Below are 24,815 nucleotides of genomic sequence, written 5' to 3' on the forward strand. Positions count from 1 at the left end.
GGCTGGTCAACCGCTACCCCATCAACGCTCAGCCAACTTGCCGTCCAAGACCGTCCGGATCCGTCGATTCTGTCCGGTGACCGGCACAGACGGCGCTGCGTTCGCCGGCCGATCAGCGCTGTCTTCCGCCACGCCGCCGAGCGCCGCAATTCATTTGCCCGGAAATTTGTCGCCAACGTAGAGATCCGGCAACCGATCGCGGTCTCGAGGCGCCGGGCAAACAGCCGCGCACAGTGACGATGTCCACATCGCGGCGAGCGCTGTGCGAATTGAATGCGCTGTGGCTCTCTGTATCGTATGACTCCGTGATCGAGCTCATTAACGTCGCCAAGACTTTTGGCGGGTCCGTTCCCGCACTCCGCGACGTGAGCTTTTCCGTCCCCACCGGCTCTGTGTGTGCGTTGCTGGGACACAACGGCGCCGGTAAGACGACAACGGTCAAGATCCTGTCCACATTGCTCAAGCCGAGCTCGGGTCAGGCGATCGTGGCCGGCTACGACGTGGCCAAGGAGCCCGGGAAGGTTCGTCAGGCAATCGGCGTCACCGGGCAGGACGCCGCGCTCGATCTGCGGCTGACCGGACGCGAGAACCTCGTCCTGTTCGGCCGCCTGCGGGGCCTGCGGCGCGGCGAAGCCCGCAGCCGGGCCGACGAACTGATCACCCAATTCGATATGGGCCACGCCGCGGACCGCCAGGTCAGCGGGTATTCCGGCGGCATGCGCCGGCGTATCGACATCGCGGTGTCCCTGGTCGTCCCGCCGAAGGTGCTGTTCCTCGACGAGCCGACCACCGGCCTCGACCCGCGCAGCCGCCGCGACGTCTGGAATCTGGTGTCGTCCATGAAAGCCCAGGGCATCACCGTGCTGCTGACAACGCAGTACCTGGAAGAAGCCGACATCCTCAGCGATTCGATCGTCATCCTCAACGCCGGTCAGATCGTCGCCCGCGGCACCGCCGACGAGCTCAAGCGCCAGACCGGCTCCAGCTACTGCGAGATGACCCCGCTCAACCCGGACGACCTGCCGCGGATCGCGACGGCCCTGGCCGACTTCGATGAGGTGGAGGTCGACACCGACGCCACGACGGTGGCGGTACCGGCGCCCAATGGCGTCGCGACCCTGACCGAGGTCTTCCGGCGGATGGATGAGATCGGCGTCGACCTCATCGACATCTCGCTGCGCCGGCCCTCGCTCGACGAGGTGTTCCTGCACCTCACCACCCCGGTCAAGTCCAAGTGACGGCGTTCGGACTCCTGACGGGCCGCCTCCTCCGCAAGGGCTGGCTGGACCTCGTCTTCGCCGTGCTGGTGCCGGTATCCACGCTGATCGGCCTCACGTTCATGCTCGGCGGTGTCATCGCCACCGGCGACATGAGCTACGTGCAGTACATCCTGCCGGCGGTGGTCGTGCAGGCGATGTTGTTCGGTGCGTTGACCACGACCGATCGGGCCGCCGGAGAAAAGGCCAGCGGCCTGGGCTCCCGGATGCGCACCTTGCCCATCTCCCCCTATGCGCCGCTGATGGCGCGGATGGCCTACTGCCTGATCCGCGGCCTGTTGGCGTTGGTCGCATCGGTGCTGGCCGCGTATCTGCTGGGCTTCCGGGCGACCACCGGAATCGGTTATGCGGCAGCCTTCATCGTGCTGGCGCTGACCCTGACCCTGGCCGTGTCGTTCGGTGCCGACGCCACCGGATCGAAGGCCGGACGCGCTGAGGTGGCCAGCCAGCTGCTGCTGATTCCCCAGCTGTTCCTCGTGATGCTGTCGACCGGCCTGGCGCCCGTCGAGGCATTTCCTTCGTGGCTGCATTCTTTCGTGCGCTACCAACCGGTTTCGCAGATCACCGACGCACTGCGCGGATTCACCAGCGGTCACATCGATACCGGCAACCTCGGCGCCAGCCTGGCGTGGACGGTCGGGCTGCTGCTCGTGTTCGGCGCCTTTGCCGTTCGACTTCAGGAGCGATCATCGTGAATCGGAGTTCGCAGCACCAACATTCACTGCTCACCGAGAGCTGGATCTTCGCCGGCCGGCTCTTCATCCAGTGGCGTCGGTACCCGATGGTGCCGGTGCAGGCCTTGGTGTTTCCGACCCTGCTGCTCCTCATCTACGGCATCCTGGTCGGCAAGTCCATGGTCCGCCTCACCGGCAACAGCGGCCTGGACATCCTGATCCCGGTCTGCACGCTGGCCGGCGCCATGTCGGGCGCCATCGGGGCCGGTCTGGCCGTGCCCCACGACCGCGACAGCGGCCTGCTCACCCGGCTGTGGATCATGCCCGTTCGACGAACCTCTCCCCTGACCGGCGCCCTGCTGGCCGAGGCGCTGCGCACCTTCGCGGCATCGGCGTTCGTCGTGGCGACCGGCTACCTGATGGGATTCCGTTTCTCGGGCAACTGGATCGCGTTCCTGGTCTACCTGTTGGTCCCGGTGGTCATCGTGCTCGTCTTCGCGACCATCGTGATCACCCTGGCCCTGCGACCGCAGGGCCGCATGATCCTCACCTGGACGAACACCGCCTGCATGGGCTTGGCGTTCGCCACCTTGATCCCGCCGGCGCGGATTCCGGCCGCACTGCGGCCCCTTGCCGACTACCAGCCGATCGCACCCGCGGCCGCGGCCATGCGGGCGCTGTCCTCCGGTGGAGCGTTCTGGCAGCCCCTGGCCGTGGCGTCGTTGTGGATGGTGGTGATCGCGGCGGTCGTCGTCCCGATGGCCGTGCGCTCGTACCGCGCCGCCGTCGAAGGCGGCAAAGTCGACGGCTGAGCCAGTCGGGTCAGCCGGCGCGGGCCGGCGTTCGCCTAGGCGGAGCCGGCGTCCCGAGCCACGTCGAAATGCACCGGCATCTCGAACTCCTTGCGCTTGAACTGCGCGGCGAAATAGCCGTATTGGAAAGCGATTCCGAGGATCGCGGTAGCCGCCAGCTCCGACGGCGGACGCCGCAGCTCGGCCCGCATCGTCGTCCAGGCCACCGCCGGTGAGACCCGCGCCGGGGCGTGGGTGCCCTTGCTGACAGAGTCGTTGCGGTGCGCCCAGCGGATGTACGCGTTGCTGTTGCCGTAACGCTTCCACTGGCTGGCCAGATCGCGGATCGCCGTCCGCGGCTCCCACTCCATCAGCACCCGGGTGTCGGTGGCGATGGTGCCGAGCGACTGGTCCTGGATCCGCCAGCAGATGTCGAGGTCACCGCCGCCACGCATCGCCCGGAACCCGTCCACCTTCTCGAAGGCGATCCGGTCGATGCCGAGGTTGCAGGTCGGGTAGTAGTCGGGCCGCGCCGGCACCATCCCGACGACCGCCTTCATCGCCCCGCCCCCGCGGGGCAGCATGAACGGCTGCATCTTCGCCGCCATCCGGGCGGCCACGGTCGGCCCCGACAAGGTACGAACGTTGGTGCAGGACAACGCAACTCCCGGTTGCCCCTGGAGAGCCCGATGCGCATCGAGAAGACCCGGCAGGGGCCGGCAGCGCCCGTCGATGAAAAGCAGGATGTCGGCGTCCGATCGGCTCGCGGCAACCTGCCGCGCGTAGTAGGGACCGCGGCTGTTCGTCAGCGTCACCACGTTGGCGCCCAGCGAACGCGCGACCGCTGCCGTGTCGTCGGCCGAAGCGTCGTCGACGACCGTGACCCGGTCGCCCTCGGACAATTGATCGAGCAACGGCCCAAGCAGGTTCGGAAGGTGATCAGCCATGTCGCGGACCGGAATGATCACGTCGATCGTCTGACCCGCCATGGATCAATCTCCTCTATCGCAAGTTCGTCGAGCTGCGGCGCGGCCGCGGATCAGACGTGCAATCCGCCACGACCGAGGGAATACACCTGCCACCCGGCGCGCGACCAGTTCTCCCGGTCGATGACGTTGCGGGTGTCCAGCAGGCGCGGCTCCTTCACGACCGAGCGGAACGCCGCGGGATCGATGTTGGTGTATTCGTCCCACTCGGTCGCCAGCACGATCAGATCCGCGTTCCGGCAGGCGTCCTCGGCGGTGTCGAAGTAACCGAGCGTCGGGAAACGGGCCTTGGCGTTGTCGATCGCCTTCGGATCGTGGACGCGGACGTCCGCACCCTTCAAGTGCATCGCGGCGGCCACGTTCAGCGCCGGCGAGTCACGCACGTCGTCGCTGTTGGGCTTGAACGCCGCCCCCAGCACGGCGATGCTCTTGCCGAGGAATTCCCCGCCAACGACCGCGCGCGCCACGGACACGGCCTTCTCGCGCCGGCGAAGGTTGATCTTGTCGACCTCGTGCAGGAACCTGAGCGCGTCCGAGGCCCCCAGCTCACCGGCCCTGGCGCTGAACGCACGGATGTCCTTGGGCAGGCAGCCGCCGCCGAAACCCAGGCCCGCGTTCAGGAATCGCTTACCGATGCGATCGTCGTACCCCAGCGCGCGGCTCAGCACCGTCACGTCGGCGTCGACGATCTCGCACACCTCGGCCATAGCGTTGATGAACGAAATCTTGGTCGCGAGAAAAGCATTGGCAGCGACCTTCACCAGTTCCGACGTCGGCAGGTCCGCCGTCAGATACGGCGTGCCGCCATCGAGCAGGGCCCCGTAGACCTCTTGCAGCGCCTTCTCGGCGTACTCGGAGGTGACCCCGAACACCAGCCGGTCCGGCTGCAACGTGTCCTCGATCGCCTTGCCCTCACGGAGGAACTCCGGATTCCACGCGACCTCGAGGCCCGACGACGTCTTCGCGACCTCTGCGGCCAGGCGCTGGGCCGTACCAACCGGGACGGTGGACTTGCCGACGATCAGCCCGTCGCAGTCAGCGTTGGCCACCACCGCGCGGAAGGCACTGTTGACGTACTCGATGTTCGCGGCGTCGGAACCGGCCAACTGCGGCGTTCCGACACAGACGAAGTGCACCGCGGCGCCGGACACTGCTTCCTGCGCGGAATCGGTGAAGCGCAGCCGCCCGGTGGCGAGCACCGTAGCGAGCAGCTCATCGAACCCCGGCTCGTAGAACGGCGAGGTACCGGCCGACAACGCGGCGATCTTCGACGCATCGGTGTCGTACGCAACGACCTCATGCCCGATATGTGCCATGCAAGCGGCGTGAACGGCGCCCAGATAACCCGTTCCAATCACGCTCAATCTCATACAGCCGAACTCCCCGTCGTAGCAGCAATTTTCCGACCACTGAGGGGTCGCCGGTCAATCATTCTGAGCGCGCTCCACGCACGGTCGGGACGCACGGACCCGGGAATATTCGAGAGCAGCAGCCGTCGTAGCTAAGTACACCACACCATCTCGCCGGGGCCTCGTCGAGTCGCCGCGAACTGCCGTTCGGCCACCTCGGCGACGCCAACCCTGACCGCGAGCGCCGCGGCGCCGGCCTGGGACCGGGATTTGGGCATGGGCGCTCAGGTTTGCTCGATCAACACCGACCTGCCCGAATCAGCCCGTCGCGTCGTTGCCGTGGCCATGCGGCAGGTGCGATATCGCCGATTGACGACCGAAAAATCACGGTAGACGCCGATACAGGATTGCCGATCAACCCACGGGCCAACCGTCCAGTCGTCGTCCGTTATTTGCCAGAGATATGCGGGCAACGCAATTGCTGTGCGCGTCAGAATTGTATTAGGCGGTCGAACTCCGACAATTTTCGGTCAGCCCGAAGTCGCTGCTCAGAGACCGTTCGCATTGGTAACCAAAAGGAAATATCCGCGCCCGGCCGTAATTCACAGATATATGGCAGATTTGCCGCATCGAACTGTAGAGTCCGCTGCATGGCTCGCCCGCTTACTCGGCCTGCACCGCATGCTCTCGATACCTCTGCCGCCAAGGACACAAAGCCGATTCGAGTGGCGGTGTGGCCACACTGGTTGGACAACCCGTATCTGCCCAACATGATCAATGGGTTACGCAGCGAAGGCCTGGAAGTTTCTGCGCCCCATATTCTGAGCATCGAATCCGCTCGCCTACATGCCGGCGATTGGTTGCATCTGCATTGGTCCACAGAAGCGCACACCAGCCATGTGCGTTGGATATACGAAGCGCGCGCCGCGGCATTCAACCGGCAATTGCAAATACTGAAACGGCGCGGCGTGCGCATTGCCTGGACCGCGCACAATCTCGTGCCACACGACGATCCACACCCCGAACTGGGCCGCAGTATCCGCAAGGACCTGCTCGCGCTCGTCGACCATGTGTTTATCCATTTCCCCAGCGCCCAGGAGACGCTCGCGACGGAATTCGGATACACGGGGCCATGCACCGTGGTTCGGCACCCGCACTACATCGACTCACACCCGGCGCCGCCGTCGCAGCTGGCAGCCCGCACCAAGCTCGGCCTGCCCATCGACGGCTTCGTCGCCCTGTCATTCGGATTGCTGCGCCCCTACAAGGGAATCGGCGACATCATCCGCGCCTTCCAGAAGGTCGCCAGAGACCAGGACCGCCTGATCCTGGCCGGCAACCCGCAGGGTGACGTGTCCGCGGACCTCGAACTCGCCCGCGAAGACCCGCGAATCCTGGTGTGCGCAAAGCGGATTTCGAAGGATGACGTCCCGTTGTACTTCGCCGCGGCGGACGGCGCCGTCATCGCGCATCGCGGCTTCTTCACGTCCGGCAGCGCCCTGCTGGCACTCAGCATGGGCTGCCCCGTCATCGGACCCGAGGTCAACCACCTCGTCGATCTCGCCGGCGGACAGCGGCTCTACCCGGTCGAACTCGGCGTCGACGGACTGGCGGTGGGCCTCGCCGAGGCGCGTGCGCAGGCCGGCACCGTCGACCGCGAATCGATGCGCTCGTGGGCCGGTAGTTACAGCAGCTGGAGCGAGGCTGCCGCGCGCACCGCGGCGGTGTTCCGCGACAGTGCCGACAGCCACTGAAACACGTTACAAATTCGTCAGGGAATGCGGCAAATAGCAAACATGATCTCAGCACACGCCATCCGCGCCCGCCAGCTCGTCAAATGGGAGCTGCGCAAAGGTGAACCCGAACTCAGACTTCTTGCCCTACTCAAGGATTCAAGTCGAGACTTTCTCGACGTGGGCGCCAATGTGGGCGTCTATTCGTACTGCGCGCTCAATCAGTTCCGCAAAGTTATCGCCGTCGAAGCGCATCCGGGCATGGCGGCCGGCCTGCGCCGGATCATAAAGCCGGATAATCGGGTTCTGCCGGTGGCATTGTCCGACCGAATTGGTGAAACCACCTTTCACATCCCGACTCGCGGCGGTCGCGATGTCCTCACTCGCAGTTCACTGCAGCAAGATGCAAATCCGGGCTTCAGTCTGCGCACCATCAACGTGCCGATCACGACAATTGACGAACTCGATCTGGGCCGACTCGGCGTGATAAAGATCGACGTGGAAGGCCACGAATCGGCAGTTCTTCGCGGCGGTGTTCAAACCCTGGAGACATCGAAGCCGACGTGCATCGTGGAATGCGAGGAGCGGCATAACGCCGGGGGTGTCGCACAGACCTTCGCCTTTTTCGAATCGGTGGGATATCAGGGCTATTTTCTGCACCGGGGCGCGCTTCGGCATGCGGCCGAATTCGATCTCGCAGCGCTTCAGCGGCCCGAGGCCGCGAAGTCGGTCGGCGGCAAACGCTCGCCCGACTACGTGAACAACTTCATCTTTGTTCACCCTGACAACGCGGCACAGCTGGCGGGCATTCGTCAGGTCTTCCCCGGCCGGTGAACGCCGGCCAGCACCCCCGGGGCACCGGGTAGCTCACCGCGCGCCTGGCACCACGCCCAGCGACGACCAAAATCGACGAATTCGTCAATTGCGTCGGCGTCGCTGCCGCGCACCCGCGCGCGACCAGCTAACACCAAATGGGCGTCCCGTCTCGGCGCGCAAGCTGGTAGCTACCTGTTAGGGTCCTGAACATCCTCACAGGGACCACAATTTCTGACACTCGGGGATGCCGAAGGGGGCAGTGACGTTGGCGCGAGTTTTCCTGTCGACATGGGGCGACAACGGCAACATCGGCGATTCGATCCTCAGGCGCGGCATGCTCAGGACATTTCATGGAATCGACGGTGCCCGACTGCACGTCCATGTCGGCCGGAAGTACATGCCGATCCCCAACGATGACAGGTATCTCACCGCGGTCGGACTGCGCGGAGACGAAGCTGTACACAACACCCCGATCGGCTGGCTCGCCCGCTACGCCGCGAGCGCGATGACCAACCGCACGGTCATGGTCATGCCGGCGGGCGAAATCGTCTACCCCGAACGCACTCGCTTCTACTTTGGCTGGTGGACGGCGCTCTGTGCGCTGCTCCCGCTGGCCCATCGTGGCACGGCGGTGCAGGCCGGTGCCGGCGTGCGTTTGTCGACGGTTGGCAAGGCCGCCAGTCGCGGCACCCGGCGGGTCCGCAAATCGGTCGACGTGCCGGCGATGGAGCGCTACGCGCGACGCAAGATGGCTGTCGTCGCCTGGCGCGATCCGGACACGTCGGACTCCTTCGGCGTTGGCGACGTGGCGCCGGACTGGGCATTCGGCGAAGGCCCCGATCCACTCACCGAGGGTCTGGGCGTTCCGCCCTGCGAGCGCAAGGTCCTGGCCGTAACGACGCGGTGGGACCGAGATGCCCTGAGCGCAAGCAAGATTCGCCTCCTGCGCGAGATTGCCGACGCACGCGGGCTGCGAATTCAGGTGTTCAGCCAGGTCCGGGACGATGACGAGGCCATGGCGAAGCTCGCCCGTGAACTTCATCCCGGGACCGAGCCGCTGCTCTTCGGCAACCAGTCGCATGCCCAGTGCGAGGACAGGATTCGCGCCCTCCATCGGCAGTCCGCGATCGTCGCCAGCGACCGGCTTCATGCGTTGATCATCGGTGCCACCGAAGGCGCTGTCCCCTTGGCGGTGTCGAACTGGACCACCGAGAAGACCGTCCGCACCCTGAAACCCGGTGGCTTCGCGTTGCCGACCGATGAACCGGCCGCCATCAACGCCTATCTCGACGAGATGCTGTCGGACAGCGCGTCGGTCACGTCGCGCATCGCCGCGGCGCGTGCAGAGCTGGACCGGCTCCGCAGCAGACTGCGCAGCTTCGTCGACGGCCGCCCGGTACCGCAGCCGAGCACCATCGACCAGCAGTCCTGCGACTACCGCCACGCCGCGGCGTCCTAGCGTCGTCTAGGTCGCGACCGGGTCCTTCTCCGGAGGTTCCGATACCGGCGTACGGGCGCGCCGCACCGCGTCACCGGTGAACACGGCGAGTGCGACCCAGATCAGGACGAAGCCGACCCACCGGCCGGCCGGCATGGGCTCATGGCCGACGACAACGCCCCACGCCATCTGCAGCGCCGGCGTCAGGTACTGCAGCAGACCCATGGTGACCAGCGGGAGTCGTTGCGCCGCACCGGCAAACATCAGCAACGGCAGTGCCGTCACCGGGCCGCACAGCATCATCAGGAGCGTGTGGCCCGCTCCCAGCGACGGAACCGTCGCCTGCCCGGCGGCGGTGAGGACGACGAGATAGGCCACCGCGAATGGGGCGGCCACCCCGGCCTCGACGCCGACACTAACCCGAGGGTCGGCGCGAACCACCTTCTTGACCGCACCGTACACACCGAACGACACCGCAACGCCGAGGCCGATCGCGGGGACCTCCCCGCCCTGCACCGCGAGCACGATCACCGCGGCCACGGCGATGGCCAGGGCCGCAGCCTGAGCGCGACCCAGCCGCTCGCCGAACAGCGCGACGCCCAGCGCCACACTCACCAGCGGGTTGATGAAGTAGCCGAGCGCCGCGTCGACCACGTGGCCGTTGTTGACCGCGTAGATGTAGATGCCCCAGTTGAGCGAGATCAACGCCGACGCGCACACCAGCAGGCCCCAGGTGCGGCCCGACAGCCTGCGCAGGTCACCCAGGCGGCGGCCGACGGCCAGCACCACGACCATCAGCAGCACGGTCCACACGATGCGGTGGGCCAGCACCTCGAACGCGCTGGCCGGCTTGAGCAGCGGGAAGAACGCGGGAAACAGTCCCCAGGAGCCGTAGGCGCCGAGCCCGAGCAGCAATCCCCGGTTCTGGTTGGAAGTGGCCGTCGCGGTAGTGGTCACTGCCGATGCAACACGTCGAGGGCGTGCTGCAATTCCGGCGGGTACTCGCTCGTGATCTCGAACCACCGACCGTCGGCCGGGTGCGCGAATCCCAACGACCGCGCATGCAGCCACTGCCGTTCGAGCCCAAGCTTTTTCGCCAACGTCGGATCGGCGCCGTAGGTCAGGTCGCCACAACACGGGTGGTGCAGCGCCGAGAAGTGCACCCGAATCTGATGGGTGCGGCCGGTCTCCAAGTGCACGTCGAGCAGGCTCGCCGCCACGAAGGCCTCGACGGTGTCGTAGTGCGTGATGCTGTGCCGGCCACCCTCGGTGACGGCGAACTTCCAGTCATTGCCCCGGCTGCGGCCGATCGGCGCGTCGATGGTGCCACTGGACGGATCCGGGTGACCCTGCACGAGCGCGTGGTAGCGCTTGTCGACCGTGCGGTGCTTGAACGCCCGCTTGAGCGCCGTGTAGGCCCGCTCGGACAGCGCCACCACCATGACACCGGAGGTACCCACGTCGAGGCGGTGCACGATGCCCTGTCGCTCATGGACACCCGACGTGCTGATCCGGAAGCCCGCGGCGGCCAGCCCGCCGAGGACCGTCGGGCCGGTCCAACCCACCGAGGCGTGCGCCGCGACCCCGGCAGGCTTGTCCACCACGACGATGTCGGCATCGGAGTAGAGAATCCCCATGCCCTCGATGTCCTGCGGCGTGTTCTCCACCGGCGGCGGCGCCTCCGGCAGCCGCACCTCCAGCCAGGCGCCCGCCACCAGCTTGTCCGACTTCGCCGCCGGGGCGCCGTCGATATCGACCCCGCCGTCTTCGGCGATCGTGGCCACCGCGGTCCGCGACAACCCCAGCAGTCGGGCCAGGCCCGCGTCCACCCGCATCCCGGCCAGTCCTTCTGGGACCGGCATCGAACGGCTACTCATCGGCCGGTTTCAGCCTCGTCGACGACCGCGGCCGGTTCCGGCTCCGGCCCCACGGACTCCGCCGCATCCTCGGGCGGCCGCTTGCCCTCGGTGTCGAAATCGAAGCCGAACATCGACAGGCCGACCAGCAGCACGGCCCCGCACACCACCGCGGAATCGGCAACGTTGAACACCGGCCACCAGCCGACGGAGAGGAAATCCACCACGTGCCCACGCAACGGCCCCGGCGACCGGAAGAATCGGTCCATCAAGTTGCCCACCGCGCCGCCGAGGATCATCCCCAGGCCGAGCGCCCACCACAACGAGACCAGGCGCCGGCCCATCCAGATGATGCCGAGCACCACACCGGTGGCGATCAACGTCAGCACCCAGGTGTAGCCGGTGGCCATCGAGAAGGCCGCCCCGGAATTGCGGACCAGCGTCCAGGTGATGGTGTCGCCGATGATCTCGACCGGCTGGCCGGGCACCAGCAGCTTGACCGCAAGCACTTTGGTCACCACATCCAGGCCCAACACCAGCGCTGCCACCACCAGCAGCAGCCGCAGCCGCCGTGTGGTGGGCGGGGTCTGAGGCCGCGCGGTCAGCGCGGACTCGGTCCCCGTCGTCGCCTCCGGCCCGGTGTTATCGGTCGCCTCGGGCTCGGTTCCCAGAGTCGCCTCGGGTTCCGTGGATTCATCAGTCACTCCCCCATCATCCCAAAGACGCCGTGAGGAACAATTTCGCCCATGACTCGCGTCGTCGTGATCGCCACCGGAGGCACTATCGCCACCAGCATCGACCAACACGGAATAGCCCGGCCGACGCGCAGCGCCACCGACCTGGTCAATGATCTCGGCGCCGGCGTCCAGGTCGACACCGTCGACCTCATGTCCGTCGACAGTTCCGAGCTGACCCCGACCGATTGGGATCGGATCGGGGCCGCCGTGCGCTCGGCCGGCGATGCCGACGGAATCGTCATCACGCACGGCACCGACACCATGGAAGAAACCGCGCTGTGGCTCGACATCACGTACGGCGGTGCGGTTCCCGTGGTCCTGACCGGCGCCATGCGCAGCAGCGACGCACCCGATGCCGATGGCCCGGCCAATCTGCGCGACGCCATCACCGTGGCCGCCAGTCCGTCCGCTCGCGACCTCGGGGTGCTGGTCAGCATGGCCGGCCGGGTGTGGCAACCGCTGGGCATGACGAAGGCCGGACACGGTCTGGTCGGCACCGCGGTCGGATCGATCAGGGACGGCTCGTTCGTCCCCGACGCGGTCAAACGGCGGCCGCTGATCGGCACACTGTCGGCGGCGTCGGCGCCGCGCGTCGACATCGTCGCCGCCTATGCCGGCAGTGACGCGCTGGCCATGGACGCCTTTGCGGCGGCGGGGGCAGGCGGCATCGTGCTCGAATCCCTCGGCTCGGGCAATGCCGGGTCCAAGGTGCTCGGCGGCGTGCAGCGGCTGTGCGCCGCCGGTGTCGCGGTGGCGATTGCGACCCGGGTGCCCGGCACCCGCGTCACGTCGGGCTACGGCCCTGGCCGGGCGTTGCTGGACGCCGGGGCGGTATCAGCGGGCGGGCTGCGGGCGGCTCAAGCGCGGGTGCTGTTGATGGCGGCCCTGGCGGCCGACATACCGGCCGCGGCCCTGTTCGTTGAGTGGGGGTAGAGCTAGGCCGCTCCGTCGTCGCTCGGCAACTGCGCCAGATAGTCCTGCCAGCCGAGGCTGTCGATCGGGTCGGCGCGGGTGATCCGCGGATCGTCGGACGCGACGGTGCGGGCCACGCCGGGCCCGGTGGCCCGCGTTTCGAATCGCACTGTCATGACACCGTGCCCGGCCCCCTGCACCCAGCCGTGGCCGTGGTCCGGATGCTGGACGTCATCGCCGATGCGCCACGGGGATTCGGCCGGCGGGGCACTCACCGGCCCGGCCTCCCCCGCCGGCGTAGCGAGATCAGAGTCGTCAGCCATCTCGAGTTCCGGGAACAACGATTCCTGCTGGGCATCGGTCAGGCCCGAAAAGCCCACGCCTACAAGGCGAATCGGACCGATCTCCACCGGATCGAGCAGCAGCCGGCGGGCCGTCGCCGTCAGGGCCCCCGGGTCAGTGGTCGCGTACGGCAGCGTGGCCGAACGGGTCAGCGTGCTCATGTCGGACTTCTTCAGTTTGACCGTCACGGTGCGCGCACCTCGGCCGTCGCGCTGCAGCCGCCGGTGGGCGTGCTCGGCGATGGGCCCGATGCTCTCGCGCAACTGCTCCAGGGTGGTCAGGTCGACCTGGAACGTGGACTCGGCGCTGATCTGTTTGGCCTCGGCGCGCTCGGCCACCGGGCGATCGTCGATCCCGCGGGCCAGCCGGTGCAGCGCCGGTCCGATGGTGGCGCCGAGGACGTCGGCCGCCTCGGCGTCGGTGAGCGCCGCCAGCGCGCCGACGGTCTCGATGCCCAGCCGGTGCAGCTTCTCCTCGGCGACCGGCCCGATCCCCCACAGCTTGCGCACCGGCAACGCCGCCAAGAGCGGACCCTGCTCAGCACCGCTGATGATCCGGACCCCGTCGGGCTTGGCCAGTCCGGACGCGATCTTGGCGACCTGCTTGCCGGACCCCGCACCGACCGAGGCCACCAACCCGGTCGCGGCGCGCACCGTGGCGCGCAGGTCCTCGCAGAACTGCCGGACCTCGTCGGGCTCGGCACCGACCAGCTCGATCGGCTCGCCGAACGCCTCGTCGAACGACAGCTGTTCCAGGACGGGCACCACGCTGCGGACCGCGTCGAGCGCGCGTCGACTGGCCACCGAATACACCGCGCCGCGCGGCGGCAGGACGACGGCAGACGCCCCCACCAGCCGCCGGGCCTGATGCATGGGCATCGCCGAGCGAGCGCCGAATCTGCGGGCCTGATAACTGGCGCCGGCCACCACGCCACGACCGCCGAGCCCGCCGACCAGTACCGGACGGTCCCGCAAGGTAGGTCGGGTCAGCTGCTCGACGGACGCGAAAAAGGCGTCCATGTCCAGATGCAGGACCCAGCGATCCACAGTGGCCAATGCTAGGTGGCTACCCTTCTGGTCATGAACGACGTGCCGATCCGTGACGAATCAATCCGTCTGGGTCAGTTTCTCAAACTGGCCGGACTGATCGACAGCGGAGCGGACGCCAAGGCCGTGATCGCCGAGGGCATGGTGGAAGTCAACGGCGAGGTCGAGGCCCGCCGAGGTCGGCAACTCAGACCCGGCGATGTCGTGGCATTCGCAGGAAACCGAGCAAGGGTTGCCAGCAACGGGCAGTAGCGTCCCGGCCCGTGTGGGCCACCGTAGTGATGTTCGCCGTCATGGCGATGTGGGATCCCGTCCGCCTCGGAGTGGCGGTGTTCATCGTGATCCGACATCGCCCGATCCCAGCGTTGTTCGTCTTCTGCCTCGGCGGTATCGCGTCCAGCCTGCTTGTGGGCCTCAGCGCCGTCTACCTGCTGCATGGCGCCACCAAGCGGCTCATTTCCGACATGAACTCGACCACCGACTCCATCGATCCTGCGGACGCCAAACTGGCGATCGGCGGGCTGGTGCTGCTGGTCGCGGTGGCGCTGCTGTTTCGCGCCGGGACGAAAACCCCGGTACCTGCCGCAGTGCCCGCCGCGGTGACAGGAGGTGCCAGTCCGGGCACTGAAGCCGACGACGAGGTCGAACCGGAGTCATCGTCCCTGACAGCGCGCTTGACAGCCTGGGCTCGCAAGCTGATGCGCAGTCAGTCGTTGTGGATGTCGTTCCTGGCCGGGTTATGGGCCGGCCCGGGGCCCCACGTCGAACTGGTCGGCGCACTGGGAGTGATCCTCGCTTCCGGACAGTGCAAGTCCACTCAGGTCGCCGCAGTCGTCCTGTACGCCGTTGTTTCGTTCGCGTTCGCCGAGATTCCACTGCTGTGTTACCTGGTAGCGCCCGCCAAGACCCAGCAGTACCTGGGTCTCGTGCCGAATTGGCTACGGGCACGGCGCATCTGGGTGATGGCGACCGCGCTGACTCTGTTGGGTGTGTATCTCCTCGTCTCGGGCACGCTGTCGTAGCCTGAGGCCAATCGTGTTGCTGTGAGCCACCATTGAATGACCTGAGAATTGTGCCGCCCCAGCGGCGGCTGTGCCTACGCTGAGCGTCGTGGCGGGCACCAGCATTTCCACAGGCGGTATTGGCTGCGCTGCCGATATAGTCGGCCGGTGACCGCCGGGCCCGCCTCGACATTGCGGCCCGAACTGTCCCGCTGGCAAACGCTGGCGCCGGTCATCCTCGCTGTCAGCGCAACCCTGCGGGTCGCCTCGACGATGGGCTACTACCTGGTCAAGGGTGACGCCTTCTTCGATCTTCGGGTGTATGTGCTCGGCGGCTCCGCGTTGGCGCATTCCGGCAGCCTGTACGACTTCTTCTACGTCGACCCGACCAAGGGCGAACACCTGCCGTTCACCTATCCACCCTTCGCGGCAATGTTGTTCGCTCCCTTGCATTTTTTGCCGTTCGGGGTGGTCGCCTTCGGCTGGCAGGTCGCCTTGATCGCCGCCATCTACGCGAGCGTGCGACTGAGTCAGAAATTCGTCGGTGGCGGCGGTCGGCGTACCGCGATGCTATGGACCGCCGGCGCGATCTGGATGGAGGCGCCCGGCAGCAGCATTCAATCGGGACAGATCGGCATCTTCCTGATGTTGGCCGTCCTCTATGCCGCCTACAGCTCGCGGTGGTGGCTGTCGGGGCTGCTGATCGGTGTCGGTGCCGGCATCAAGCTGACACCGGCGATCACTGGCATGTACTTCGTCGGAGTGCGGCGGTGGGGCACCGCGCTGTTCTCCGCCGTGGTCTTCTTCGCGACGGTCGGGCTGGCGTATCTGGTGGCGCCCGAGGAGACTCGCCGCTACTTCCCGGGCCAGATGATCGCGGCAGGCAAGACACTGCCGACAGGCTCGGCATGGAACCAGTCCTGGCACGGCGGGCTGTCGCGGATCCTCGGGCACGACGCCGGGATGTCTCCGTTGGTCATCGGCGCGATCGTCGGCACGGCCGTGCTCGCGGTGCTGGCCTTCCGAGCCCTCGGTGGCGAGCGGGACCGGCTCGGGTCACTACTGGTGGTCCAGCTGTTCGGGTTGCTCGCGGAACCGGTGTCCTGGGTCCATCACTGGGTCTGGGCGCTGCCGCTGATGATCTGGCTGATCTACGGTCCCTGGCACGACAAGCCGGGTGCTCGCATCCTGGGTTGGGGTTGGGTGGCACTGATGGTGCTCAGCGTGCCCAGCCTGCTGTCCCTTGCCCAGCCCGACATCTGGCAAATCAGCCGGCCCTGGTACCTGGCCTGGGGTGAGGCCGTGTACATCGTCGCCGCGCTGGCGACCATGGCCTGGATAGTCCGAACGGGGCGTCGTGGTCGCGTTGCGCACATTGTCTGACCGGAGGTTGCTGGCGCCTGTGCTGTTGCTGACGAGCGCGGTGACGTTGCTTGCGGTGACGATTCCCAGCCAGCCCGACTTGGTCGACTTCCACGTGTACGTCCTCGGTGGCGCCGCGCTGGACCGCCCCGACACCTTGTACGCCTTCGCCTACTCGGACCAGTCCCCCACCCAGCCGCTGCCGTTCGTTTATCCGCCTTTTGCGGCAATCTTGTTCTACCCCTTGCATTTCCTGCCATTCGCGGCCGTTGGGCTGGTGTGGCAAGTCGCGATCATCGCCGCGGTATACGCGATCGTGCGGATATCCCAACGCATGGTGGGCAGCGCCAGTGCGCGGGAGGCCATGGTGTGGACCGCGGGCCTGATCTGGCTCGAGCCGGCCCGTGTCGCTCTCGACCTCGGACAGGTGGGCGTCTTCCTGACGCTCGCGGTGCTGTACGCGGCCTACAGCACGCGATGGTGGCTGTCGGGCCTGCTGGTCGGCCTGGCTGCCGGGGTGAAGCTGACTCCCGCCATCACCGGGCTGTACTTCGTCGGCGTGCGACGCTGGGCCGCCGCGGCGTGCTCGGCCATCGTCTTCTTCGCCACGGTCGGGGTGTCCTGGCTGGTGGTCGGCGATCAGGTGTGGCACTACTTCACGAAAGTGATGGGCGATACCAGCATCAACCCGATCGGCATCGCGTTCAACCAATCCTGGCGAGGCGCCATATCGCGGATCGTGGGCCACGACGCGGGGGAAGGCGCCCTGGTACTCACCGCGATCGTCGGGACCACGGTGCTCGCCGCGCTGGCCTGGTGGGCGTTGGGGCGCAGCGCAGGTGGCCGCGACCAGTTGGGGTCACTGTTGGTCGTCGAACTGTTCGGCCTTCTGGTGTCGCCCATTTCCTGGGTGCACCACTGGGTGTGGATACTGCCGCTGATCATCTGGCTGCTGCGCGGACCGTGGCGGGACGAACCTGGTGCCCGGTTCTTCGGCTGGGGCTGGATCGCGCTGACGCTCGTCAGCGTCCCCAGTGTCTTGGCCATGGCTGAACCGAGCCTGTGGCAGATCAGCCGCCCGTGGTACCTGGCGTGGGCCGGGTTGGCGTACGTCGGATTGGCCGTGGCCACTCTCGGCTGGACGGTCGTCACCGGCCGACGGCTGCGGACCTGACCGCGAGCGTGCGCCGACGGCACGCTCGCGGGAAAGTCGTCAGACCTTGGCGATGGCGGCCCGGACTCCGTCACCGACGTCGGCGCCGTCGGTGAGCTCCTCGACGGCCACGACGGTGAAGTCGGTGGCCAGGATCTCGCCCGCGATCAGGCCGGCATGGGTCCTCGCCCACGCCTGCTTGTCGGCCGGCACCGCGAACGTCACGGTGATCCGGTCGGACACGTCCAGCCCCGTGGCCTTACGCAGGTCCTGCAGTTCGCGGATGCGGTCCTTGGCCCAGCCCTCGGCCTCCAGCTCGGGAGTGACGGTGGCGTCGAGCACCACCAGGCCGGCGCCGTCCGGCAGCGCCGCGGTGAACTCCGGTTCCGCGGCAACGAGTTTCGAGCTGTACTCCGCCACCAGCAGGACAGCGGGCCCCGCGGTCAGCGTGCCGTCGGCGTTGACCACGCCTTCCCCGGCCTTGACCGCCTTGATCGCGGCCTGCACGTCCTTGCCGATGCGCGGACCGGCAACACGTGCATTGACCGTCAACTCGAACTTGCCGTAGGCGTCGATGTCGTCGGTGAGCTCGACGGCCTTGACGTTGAGCTCGTCGGCGATGAGGTCGACGAAGGGCCGCAGCGCCTCCGGGTTGTCCACCGCCACAGTCAGTTTCGGCAAGGGCAGGCGCACGCGGAGCTTCTTGGCCTTGCGCAGCGACGAGCCCGCCGAGCACACCTCGCGCACCCGGTCCATGGCTGCGACCAACGCGGGGTCGGCGGGGACCACGCCGGCCTCCGGCCAGTCGGTCAGGTGGACGGAACGCTCGTCGGTCAGTCCCTGCCACATCATCTCGGTCGCCAGCGGCAGCAGTGGGGCGGCCAGGCGGCAGGTCACCTCCAGCACGGTGTGCAGGGTGTCGATGGCGTCGGTGTCCTCTTCCCAGAACCGCGAACGCGACCGTCGCACATACCAATTGGTGAGAGCCTCGGCGAACTGGCGCAACTGCTCGCAGGCGCCCGAGATGTCGCAGGCGTCGAGCGAGGCGGTCAGGGTGTCGCGCAGGTCGGCGAGCTTGGCCAGGATGTAGCGGTCCAGCACGTGCGTCGAATCCGTGCGCCAGGTGCCCTTCTTCGGCGCGTACAGCGCCAGGAAGGAGTATGCGTTCCACACCGGCAGCAGCACCTGCCGGACGCCGTCGCGGATGCCCTGCTCGGTGACGATCAGGTTGCCGCCCCGCAGGATCGGCGAGGCCATCAGGAACCAGCGCATGGCGTCGGACCCGTCGCGGTCGAACACCTCGGACACGTCTGGGTAGTTGCGCAGCGACTTGCTCATCTTCTGGCCGTCGTTGCCCAGCACGATGCCGTGTGCCACACAGGTTTTGAACGCCGGGCGGTCGAACAGCGCGGTGGCCAGTACGTGCATGGTGTAGAACCAGCCGCGCGTCTGGCCGATGTACTCGACGATGAAGTCGCCCGGGAAGTGCGCGGATTCCGTTGCGCTGCCGTCGAACCAGTCGGCGTTCTCGAACGGGTAGTGCACCTGCGCGTAGGGCATCGAGCCCGAGTCGAACCAGACGTCGAACACGTCCTCGATGCGGCGCATCGTCGACTTCCCGGTCGGGTCGTCGGGATTGGGCCGGGTCAGCTCGTCGATGTACGGCCGGTGCAGGTTGTCCGGGCGGACGCCGAAATCGCGTTCCAGCTCATCGAGGCTGCCGTAGACGTCGATCCGCGGGTAGGCCGGATCATCGGACTTCCACACCGGAATCGGGCTGCCCCAGTAGCGGTTTCGCGAGATCGACCAGTCGCGCGCATTGGACAGCCATTTGCCGAACTGGCCGTCCTTCACGTGCTCGGGGTACCAGGTGATCTGCTGGTTGAGCTCGACCATCCGGTCGCGGAACTCGGTGACCTTGACGAACCACGACGACACCGCGCGGTAGATCAGCGGATTGCGGCACCGCCAGCAGTGCGGGTACGAGTGCTCGTAGGTCTCGTGCCGCAGCAGCGCCGGCGCGTTGACCGCCGCCGGGCCGGTGCCGTTCTTCAGATCCTTGATGATCTGCGAGTTGGCCTCGAAGACCTGCTGTCCCTGGTAGTCGGGCACAGTCGAGTCGAAGCGGCCCGTGGAGTCCACCGGCGTGACCGCGACGATGCCCGCGGCGTCACAGGTGGCCTTGTCGTCTTCGCCGTAGGCCGGGGCCATGTGAACGATGCCCGTGCCGTCCTCGGTGGTGACGAAATCACCCTGCAGCACCTGGAATGCGTTCTGCGCCCGGTCGCTGTCGACGAAGTACGCGAACGGCGGCAGGTAATGCGTACCCAGCAGTTCGGCGCCGAGATAGCTGCCGACGACGACCGGCTCCTCGCCGAATTCGCGCACATAGGCGGCCAGCCGGGGCTCGGCCAGGACGTAGTTCTGCTCGTCGGGACCTACCACCTGCACGTAGGTGACTTCGGGGTTGACCGCGACGGCCTGGTTCGACGGCAGCGTCCAGGGCGTGGTGGTCCAGACCAGCAGACGGGCGCCGGCGACGGGACCGTCGGTCGCGACGAAGCCCACGGTCAGCGCCGGGTCCTGCCGGCTCTGGTAGACGTCGTCGTCCATGCGCAGCTCGTGGTTGGACAGCGGGGTCTCGTCGTTCCAGCAGTACGGCAGCACCCGGTTGCCCTCGTAGGCCAGGCCCTTGTCCCGCAGCTGCTTGAACGCCCAGATCACCGACTCCATGAACGTCAGGTCCAGGGTCTTGTAGTCATTGTCGAAGTCGACCCAGCGCGCCTGGCGGGTGACGTAGGACTGCCACTCGTTCGAGTACTTCATGACCGATGCACGGCAGGCGTCGTTGAAGGCGCCGATGCCCATGGCCTCGATCTGGGCCTTGTCCGAGATGCCGAGCTGGCGCTGCACCTCGAGCTCGGCGGGCAGGCCGTGGGTGTCCCAGCCGAACCGGCGCTCGACCTTGTAGCCGCGCATCGTGCGGTACCGGGGAACGATGTCCTTGACGTAGCCGGTGAGCAGGTGGCCGTAGTGCGGCAGGCCGTTGGCGAACGGCGGGCCGTCGTAGAAGACGTATTCGGGGGCGCCGTCGCGGCGCGCGATGCTGGCGCGGAAGGTGTCGTCGCGGGCCCAGAACTCCAGGACGTCGGTTTCGAGGTCGGGGAAGTTCGGTGTGCCGCTGGCGGTCTTGGGGTACGCGCTCACGTCAGGGTCTCCAGTGCCGTCAGCACCAACAGGTGCTCAGTTCCAGGCACGGGGACGACGATCTCGCGTCTGGACGCGAGCGCCGCGGTACCACCCCGCTTGCGCACAGCCGACCCGGAAGGTCGCGCGTGTGCGCCGCTCAACTGCAGGCGATGACGGGCCTACCCGTTCGGTTCTACTGAGCTACCGCGGCCAAGGCCGACGCAGCCGTTCTTCCGAATGCTCCCCGGTGATGGCCGGATCGATGCGAATGCAGCGATTCTAACGGGCGCGGGCCACCACGGATTACTCGGAGACCGGCATGGCCTCCGAGGCCAGCTCGATCACGGCGTAGGAGAACTGCTCGGCGAGTTCGTCCACGGTGTAGGGCTCGAACTGGTGCCGGGCGTACCACCAGTCGACGTGCAGTACGTCGTCAGCGTGGAACGCCCGCACCTCGAGCGTGTGCGCCGGGCCCGGGTGCTCGCCGTCGATCGCGGACATGCCGTAACTGAACAAAACGTCGGCAACGTCCTTCGGGTCGGCGGTAGCGGCCGCCAGGGCACCGCGCACCGTCTGCACCATCTCGGTGGCATCCACGTCCGATGCCGAGACGGCATCCACCTCGAGCCGGCGAATAACGGCCAGTCCGCCGCCGGACCGTTCCTTCGCTGCAGCCACGTCGACCGCGGCTCGGCCGGGTCCGACGACCCGCTCGATCGCGCGGCCGAGCGCCGCGATCAGCAGCACCTCGGCGTCCACTCCCAGGTATTCGACGGCGCCCTCAAGCTCGGCGGTGATCACCGGTGACAGCGGGGCCTCGAGGCGCCGCATATCGACCGCAGTACCGGCGGTGTCGAAGCCGCCGAACTCGTAGTCGGCGACGTGCATCGTCGCCGCAGCAGCAGAAGGGAGAACGGCATCGATCTCACCGGCGTACGCAACAGTCATGTGATGCACACTACAACACGATTCCCAAATTTGGGACATAGCTCCCGAAACTGTGACGCCCATGTCAATTACGGCTTATGTGTCGCAAAAACAGTTGCTAGCAACCAAAGGGGGGAAGGGTCTATCGTGGCAGGGTGCCCCGAACAGACCAGAACGGCAGACAGCTCAAGGCGCTGCTCGACTACATCTTCGACGGCGACGTCGAAGCGAGGGAGATCTACGGTGCGCTCGGAACGTCGAGCAGTACGTACTACCGGCGGATCAAAGAGGCCGACTATCCCAACGCGGAAGAACTCCGCCTGGTGGCCGATCACTTCCGGTTGAGCTATCCCGACCTGCAAGTTCGGTTCGGCTTGATGAGTCACGACGAGGTCATCAGCTACATCCAATCGGCACCCCTCGCGGTTGCCACGGCGGCGCCGGCGGTCCCCAAACGCGCCACAAAGTTGTCGGAAATGACGCGACGTGCTGATGCACCGCCGCTCTGACCAGTAGACTCTGAGCGTTCGCAGGCGCTGGCAAAGGCTTCAACCATGGCTCTCACATTGCTCATCACCATCACTCTCGCCTGTATGGCGTGGAGTCTGTGGATCCGTCGCGTCACGTGGTCCTGCCGCTGGGAAGTGGCGGCCACCCTCAACATCGCGCTGCAGGCCGCCGCCGTCGCCCTGATGTCCCCGATGGCCGCCGACACGTTGGGCCGCGCCATCCACTCGGCAACCGGCGTCTGGAACCTGCCCGCCTACCTCGGACATGACTGCTACATCGTGGCCGCCTCGGCCATCGTCTACAACGCCATCGGCCGTCTGGCCGACGACGCCGCCATGCAGAAGATGTTCACGCAGTACATCGAGCGGCCCGCGACCCTGTGCATCCCGGTGCTGCTCGCACTGTTCTCGATGAGCGTGGCCGGTCGCGAGTACTCCCCCGACCTGTTCACCATGCCCACCGACGGCTGGCTGGCCGCGTACTGGCTGGTGCTGTGCGGCACCCTGACCTACCTGCTGGTGTTCGGCGGCCGCGCCCTGCTCGTGTTACGCAAGAACCCCGACTCGCGGCGCATCGCCAACATCTACCTGTTCGCCACCGCCAGCGGCATCATGGCCTGCGCCACCCGCATCCTGACGTCGTTGGTTCCGGAGCTGCAGCCCCTCGAAGACGGCAAGTTCGTCTGGGTCTTCGCCTGCATGTGCGGCGGGGTCTTCGCACTCGCGTCCGCGCACTCGTGGCTGATCAAGACCAAGTGGTTCTCGAAGGCGGCCCACTGAGCCTCCAGCGCTGACCGTCGGAGACTCGTCAGCAAAAGGCCCGATCCGCCAAAATCTGCGGGTATGCCTTACTCTGCTATCCGGCACCCGGTGTCAGTTTGACTGTGTTTCACCACCTTCGACGACACCCGGCCTTCACCCCTGCCCGAACATTCCCGAGGAGGAAGTGTCCGTGATCGAGTCGTCTCTGCCGGCCGTCCTGCGCGAGCGCGCCAGCCTGCAACCCAACGACGTGGCTTTCACGTTCATGGACTACGACACCGACCCCGATGGCGTGGCCAAGACCCTCACCTGGGCTCAGCTGTACCAGCAGAGCGTCGCAGTCGCGCACGAACTGCGCCAACACGGTGAGATCGGCGACCGCGTGGTGATCGTCGCCCCGCAGTGCCTCGAATACGTCGTCGGATTCCTCGGCGCCCTCGAGGCCGGCATGATCGCCGTCCCGCTGACCCAGCCGATCATGGGCCACCACGACGAGCGCGTCATCTCGGTCATGAAGGATGCGCAGCCCGTCGTCGCCCTGACCACGGCGGCCAGCAAGGACGCTGTCGCGCAGTACGCGACGCCGGGCGACGACGGCCGCACCCCGGTCGTCCTCGCCGTCGACGAGCTGGACCTGGAGACCCGCCGTAAGCCGTTCTCCCGCCGCGAGGTTCGCCCGGAGACCGCGTACCTGCAGTACACCTCCGGCTCGACCCGTACCGCCGCCGGCGTGATGGTGTCGCACCGCAACGTCTCGGCCAACTACGAGCAGATGATCGCGGTCTTCTTCTCCGACTGGGGCAAGGTCGCGCCGGCCGGCAGCACCGTGGTGACATGGCTGCCGCTGTACCACGACATGGGCCTGCTGCTCGGCGTCTGCACCCCGATCCTCGGCGGCTGGCACACCGTGATGACCAGCCCCATCTCGTTCCTGGTCAAGCCCGCCCGCTGGGTGCAGCTGATGGGCAGCCACAAGAACGTCATCACCGCCGCGCCGAACTTCGCCTTCGACCTGGCGGCCGCCCGGACCACCGACGAGGACATGGCCGGCAAGGACATGAGCAGCGTCCTGACGGTCTTCAGCGGCGCCGAGCGCGTGCAGCCGACCACCGTCAAGCGCTACATCCAGCGCTTCGCCAAGTTCGGCCTGCCCGGCAAGGCCATCCGGCCCAGCTACGGCCTGGCCGAGGCCACCCTCTACGTGGCGTCACGTGAATCCGGTGAGCCGCCGACGGTCGTCGACTTCGACACCGAGAAGCTGGCCGACGGCATCGTCGAGCGCGTCGAATCGGGCAGCCCGCTGGTGAGCTACGGCTTCTCGCCGTCGCCGCTGGTTCGCATCGTCGACCCGGAGACCCGCCGCGAGGCCGCCGAGGGCACCGTCGGCGAGATCTGGACGCACGGTGAGAACGTGTGTGCCGGCTACTGGAACAAAGTCGAAGAGACCGCCAAGACTTTCGGTGGCGTGCTCGAGGACGCCCCCGAAGGCACCCCGTCGGACACCTGGCTGCGTACCGGCGACCTCGGCTTCATCTCCGAAGGCTCGCTGTTCATCATCGGCCGCATCAAGGACCTGCTGATCATCCGCGGTCGCAACCTCTACCCCGACGACATCGAGGCCACAGTCAGCGCGGTCTCGGGCGGCCGCACCGCCGCCGTCGGCTTCGAGGAGGACGGTGTCGAGCAGTTCGCCGTCGTCATCGAGATGAAGAAGCGCGGCGACACCGAGGACGAGGTCCGCGAGAACCTGGCTCAGGTCAAGCACGACATCACCTCGGCCATCTCCCAGGTGCACGGCGTCAACGCCGCCGACCTGGTGCTGGTCGGCCGGGGCTCGATCCCGATCACCACCAGCGGCAAGATCCGCCGGCAGGCCTGCACCGAGCTGTACCGCAAGGGTGAACTGGCGCGCTTGGACGCTTGATCCATCCGTAACCGGCTGTGGGCCGCGGGCG

Annotated in this window: 22 protein-coding genes; 14 read left to right on the forward strand and 8 right to left on the reverse strand. The window is 67.0% G+C overall.

Translation table 11 applies throughout. The features are described from left to right. The first annotated feature begins 305 nt into the window (after nucleotides 1-305). Genes ACNO8X_RS16955 through ACNO8X_RS16965 form a run of 3 tightly spaced genes read left to right on the forward strand, consistent with a single transcriptional unit; the run spans nucleotide 306 to nucleotide 2,763 of the window. The gene (locus ACNO8X_RS16955; protein WP_260938833.1) at nucleotides 306-1,238 is read left to right on the forward strand and encodes an ATP-binding cassette domain-containing protein; all 933 of its coding nucleotides are present in this window, start codon (nucleotides 306-308) and stop codon (nucleotides 1,236-1,238) included. Next, entirely contained in the window at nucleotides 1,235-1,972 is a 738-nt protein-coding gene (locus ACNO8X_RS16960; protein ID WP_418001959.1) for an ABC transporter permease, read from the forward strand. Before ACNO8X_RS16955 ends, ACNO8X_RS16960 begins: the two co-directional genes overlap by 4 nt. Further along, nucleotides 1,969-2,763: an ABC transporter permease gene (locus tag ACNO8X_RS16965; RefSeq protein WP_043986931.1), complete on the forward strand. Its 795-nt coding sequence runs from the start codon at nucleotides 1,969-1,971 to the stop codon at nucleotides 2,761-2,763. Before ACNO8X_RS16960 ends, ACNO8X_RS16965 begins: the two co-directional genes overlap by 4 nt. A 35-nt stretch (nucleotides 2,764-2,798) precedes the next feature. Here the strand turns inward: ACNO8X_RS16965 and ACNO8X_RS16970 are convergent, their stop codons facing one another. Then, the gene (locus ACNO8X_RS16970; protein WP_418001960.1) at nucleotides 2,799-3,731 is read right to left on the reverse strand and encodes a glycosyltransferase; all 933 of its coding nucleotides are present in this window, start codon (nucleotides 3,729-3,731) and stop codon (nucleotides 2,799-2,801) included. Nucleotides 3,732-3,781: 50 nt separating this feature from the next. After that, on the reverse strand, nucleotides 3,782-5,098 hold the full coding sequence (locus ACNO8X_RS16975) for a UDP-glucose dehydrogenase family protein (RefSeq protein ID WP_043986932.1): 1,317 nt from the start codon (nucleotides 5,096-5,098) through the stop codon (nucleotides 3,782-3,784). 977 nt (nucleotides 5,099-6,075) lie between these two features. On the opposite strand from ACNO8X_RS16975, the gene ACNO8X_RS16980 reads away from it, so the two are divergent. From ACNO8X_RS16980 to ACNO8X_RS16990, 3 genes are all read left to right on the forward strand, one after another. Beyond that, nucleotides 6,076-6,831 carry a glycosyltransferase gene (locus tag ACNO8X_RS16980; protein ID WP_418001961.1) on the forward strand — a complete coding sequence of 252 codons (756 nt, stop codon included), beginning with the start codon at nucleotides 6,076-6,078 and terminating at the stop codon, nucleotides 6,829-6,831. Nucleotides 6,832-6,873: 42 nt separating this feature from the next. Beyond that, nucleotides 6,874-7,644: an FkbM family methyltransferase gene (locus ACNO8X_RS16985; protein ID WP_418001962.1), complete on the forward strand. Its 771-nt coding sequence runs from the start codon at nucleotides 6,874-6,876 to the stop codon at nucleotides 7,642-7,644. A 226-nt stretch (nucleotides 7,645-7,870) separates the two neighbouring features. Continuing rightward, nucleotides 7,871-9,085, forward strand: a complete 1,215-nt coding sequence (locus ACNO8X_RS16990) for a hypothetical protein (RefSeq protein WP_418001963.1) — start codon at nucleotides 7,871-7,873, stop codon at nucleotides 9,083-9,085. Nucleotides 9,086-9,091: 6 nt separating this feature from the next. On the opposite strand, the gene rarD is transcribed toward ACNO8X_RS16990, so the two are convergent. The 3 genes from rarD to lspA are packed head-to-tail and all read right to left on the reverse strand — an operon-like array spanning nucleotide 9,092 to nucleotide 11,525. Next, complete coding sequence (gene rarD / locus ACNO8X_RS16995) at nucleotides 9,092-10,021, reverse strand: EamA family transporter RarD (RefSeq protein ID WP_418001964.1); 930 nt, start codon at nucleotides 10,019-10,021, stop codon at nucleotides 9,092-9,094. Beyond that, nucleotides 10,018-10,941 (reverse strand): RluA family pseudouridine synthase, encoded by a 924-nt coding sequence (locus ACNO8X_RS17000; RefSeq protein WP_418001965.1) that lies wholly within the window; start codon nucleotides 10,939-10,941, stop codon nucleotides 10,018-10,020. The genes rarD and ACNO8X_RS17000 overlap by 4 nt, the downstream gene beginning before the upstream one ends. Beyond that, nucleotides 10,938-11,525 (reverse strand): signal peptidase II, encoded by a 588-nt coding sequence (gene lspA / locus ACNO8X_RS17005; RefSeq protein ID WP_418005932.1) that lies wholly within the window; start codon nucleotides 11,523-11,525, stop codon nucleotides 10,938-10,940. Before lspA ends, ACNO8X_RS17000 begins: the two co-directional genes overlap by 4 nt. A gap of 141 nt (nucleotides 11,526-11,666) precedes the next feature. Between lspA and ACNO8X_RS17010 the strand changes: the two genes are divergently transcribed. Continuing rightward, nucleotides 11,667-12,590, forward strand: a complete 924-nt coding sequence (locus ACNO8X_RS17010; RefSeq protein WP_418001966.1) for an asparaginase — start codon at nucleotides 11,667-11,669, stop codon at nucleotides 12,588-12,590. A 2-nt stretch (nucleotides 12,591-12,592) separates the two neighbouring features. Here the strand turns inward: ACNO8X_RS17010 and ACNO8X_RS17015 are convergent, their stop codons facing one another. Then, nucleotides 12,593-13,930, reverse strand: a complete 1,338-nt coding sequence (locus ACNO8X_RS17015; protein WP_418005933.1) for a DNA polymerase IV — start codon at nucleotides 13,928-13,930, stop codon at nucleotides 12,593-12,595. A 60-nt stretch (nucleotides 13,931-13,990) separates the two neighbouring features. Here ACNO8X_RS17015 and ACNO8X_RS17020 point away from each other — a divergent pair, with 60 nt between their 5' ends. The 4 genes from ACNO8X_RS17020 to ACNO8X_RS17035 all read left to right on the forward strand — a co-directional run bounded on the left by ACNO8X_RS17020 (nucleotide 13,991) and on the right by ACNO8X_RS17035 (nucleotide 17,494). Next, nucleotides 13,991-14,209 carry an RNA-binding S4 domain-containing protein gene (locus ACNO8X_RS17020; protein ID WP_418001967.1) on the forward strand — a complete coding sequence of 73 codons (219 nt, stop codon included), beginning with the start codon at nucleotides 13,991-13,993 and terminating at the stop codon, nucleotides 14,207-14,209. Between the two features lie 11 nt (nucleotides 14,210-14,220). Further along, nucleotides 14,221-14,979 carry a GAP family protein gene (locus tag ACNO8X_RS17025; protein ID WP_418001968.1) on the forward strand — a complete coding sequence of 253 codons (759 nt, stop codon included), beginning with the start codon at nucleotides 14,221-14,223 and terminating at the stop codon, nucleotides 14,977-14,979. Between the two features lie 147 nt (nucleotides 14,980-15,126). Next, complete coding sequence (locus tag ACNO8X_RS17030) at nucleotides 15,127-16,341, forward strand: mannosyltransferase (RefSeq protein WP_418001969.1); 1,215 nt, start codon at nucleotides 15,127-15,129, stop codon at nucleotides 16,339-16,341. After that, complete coding sequence (locus tag ACNO8X_RS17035) at nucleotides 16,316-17,494, forward strand: mannosyltransferase (protein WP_418001970.1); 1,179 nt, start codon at nucleotides 16,316-16,318, stop codon at nucleotides 17,492-17,494. Before ACNO8X_RS17030 ends, ACNO8X_RS17035 begins: the two co-directional genes overlap by 26 nt. Nucleotides 17,495-17,533: 39 nt before the next feature. On the opposite strand, the gene ileS is transcribed toward ACNO8X_RS17035, so the two are convergent. Next, nucleotides 17,534-20,680 carry an isoleucine--tRNA ligase gene (gene ileS / locus ACNO8X_RS17040; protein WP_418001971.1) on the reverse strand — a complete coding sequence of 1,049 codons (3,147 nt, stop codon included), beginning with the start codon at nucleotides 20,678-20,680 and terminating at the stop codon, nucleotides 17,534-17,536. A 285-nt stretch (nucleotides 20,681-20,965) separates the two neighbouring features. Further along, entirely contained in the window at nucleotides 20,966-21,610 is a 645-nt protein-coding gene (locus tag ACNO8X_RS17045) for a hypothetical protein (RefSeq protein WP_418001972.1), read from the reverse strand. 134 nt (nucleotides 21,611-21,744) lie between these two features. On the opposite strand from ACNO8X_RS17045, the gene ACNO8X_RS17050 reads away from it, so the two are divergent. From ACNO8X_RS17050 to ACNO8X_RS17060, 3 genes are all read left to right on the forward strand, one after another. Beyond that, nucleotides 21,745-22,098, forward strand: a complete 354-nt coding sequence (locus tag ACNO8X_RS17050) for a hypothetical protein (RefSeq protein WP_029120701.1) — start codon at nucleotides 21,745-21,747, stop codon at nucleotides 22,096-22,098. A 45-nt stretch (nucleotides 22,099-22,143) separates the two neighbouring features. Continuing rightward, nucleotides 22,144-22,878 carry a hypothetical protein gene (locus ACNO8X_RS17055; protein WP_043396370.1) on the forward strand — a complete coding sequence of 245 codons (735 nt, stop codon included), beginning with the start codon at nucleotides 22,144-22,146 and terminating at the stop codon, nucleotides 22,876-22,878. A gap of 166 nt (nucleotides 22,879-23,044) precedes the next feature. Then, complete coding sequence (locus ACNO8X_RS17060) at nucleotides 23,045-24,784, forward strand: AMP-binding protein (RefSeq protein WP_418001973.1); 1,740 nt, start codon at nucleotides 23,045-23,047, stop codon at nucleotides 24,782-24,784. Nucleotides 24,785-24,815 lie beyond the last annotated feature (31 nt).

The sequence above is a fragment of the Mycobacterium sp. PDNC021 genome (genome assembly GCF_048282635.1).
GTDB lineage: Bacteria > Actinomycetota > Actinomycetes > Mycobacteriales > Mycobacteriaceae > Mycobacterium > Mycobacterium llatzerense.

What these genes read in the sequence shown, in the direction of transcription:
- ACNO8X_RS16990 (WP_418001963.1), top strand. Translation starts at nt 7,871, where the DNA reads ATGCCGAAGGGGGCAGTGACGTTGGCGCGAGTTTTCCTGTCGACATGG.
- ACNO8X_RS17045 (WP_418001972.1), bottom strand. Translation starts at nt 21,610, where the DNA reads ATGACTGTTGCGTACGCCGGTGAGATCGATGCCGTTCTCCCTTCTGCT.
- ACNO8X_RS17010 (WP_418001966.1), top strand. Translation starts at nt 11,667, where the DNA reads ATGACTCGCGTCGTCGTGATCGCCACCGGAGGCACTATCGCCACCAGC.
- ACNO8X_RS16975 (WP_043986932.1), bottom strand. Translation starts at nt 5,098, where the DNA reads ATGAGATTGAGCGTGATTGGAACGGGTTATCTGGGCGCCGTTCACGCC.
- ACNO8X_RS17000 (WP_418001965.1), bottom strand. Translation starts at nt 10,941, where the DNA reads ATGAGTAGCCGTTCGATGCCGGTCCCAGAAGGACTGGCCGGGATGCGG.
- ACNO8X_RS17020 (WP_418001967.1), top strand. Translation starts at nt 13,991, where the DNA reads ATGAACGACGTGCCGATCCGTGACGAATCAATCCGTCTGGGTCAGTTT.
- ACNO8X_RS16970 (WP_418001960.1), bottom strand. Translation starts at nt 3,731, where the DNA reads ATGGCGGGTCAGACGATCGACGTGATCATTCCGGTCCGCGACATGGCT.
- ACNO8X_RS17055 (WP_043396370.1), top strand. Translation starts at nt 22,144, where the DNA reads ATGGCTCTCACATTGCTCATCACCATCACTCTCGCCTGTATGGCGTGG.
- ACNO8X_RS16985 (WP_418001962.1), top strand. Translation starts at nt 6,874, where the DNA reads ATGATCTCAGCACACGCCATCCGCGCCCGCCAGCTCGTCAAATGGGAG.
- ACNO8X_RS17015 (WP_418005933.1), bottom strand. Translation starts at nt 13,930, where the DNA reads ATGGACGCCTTTTTCGCGTCCGTCGAGCAGCTGACCCGACCTACCTTG.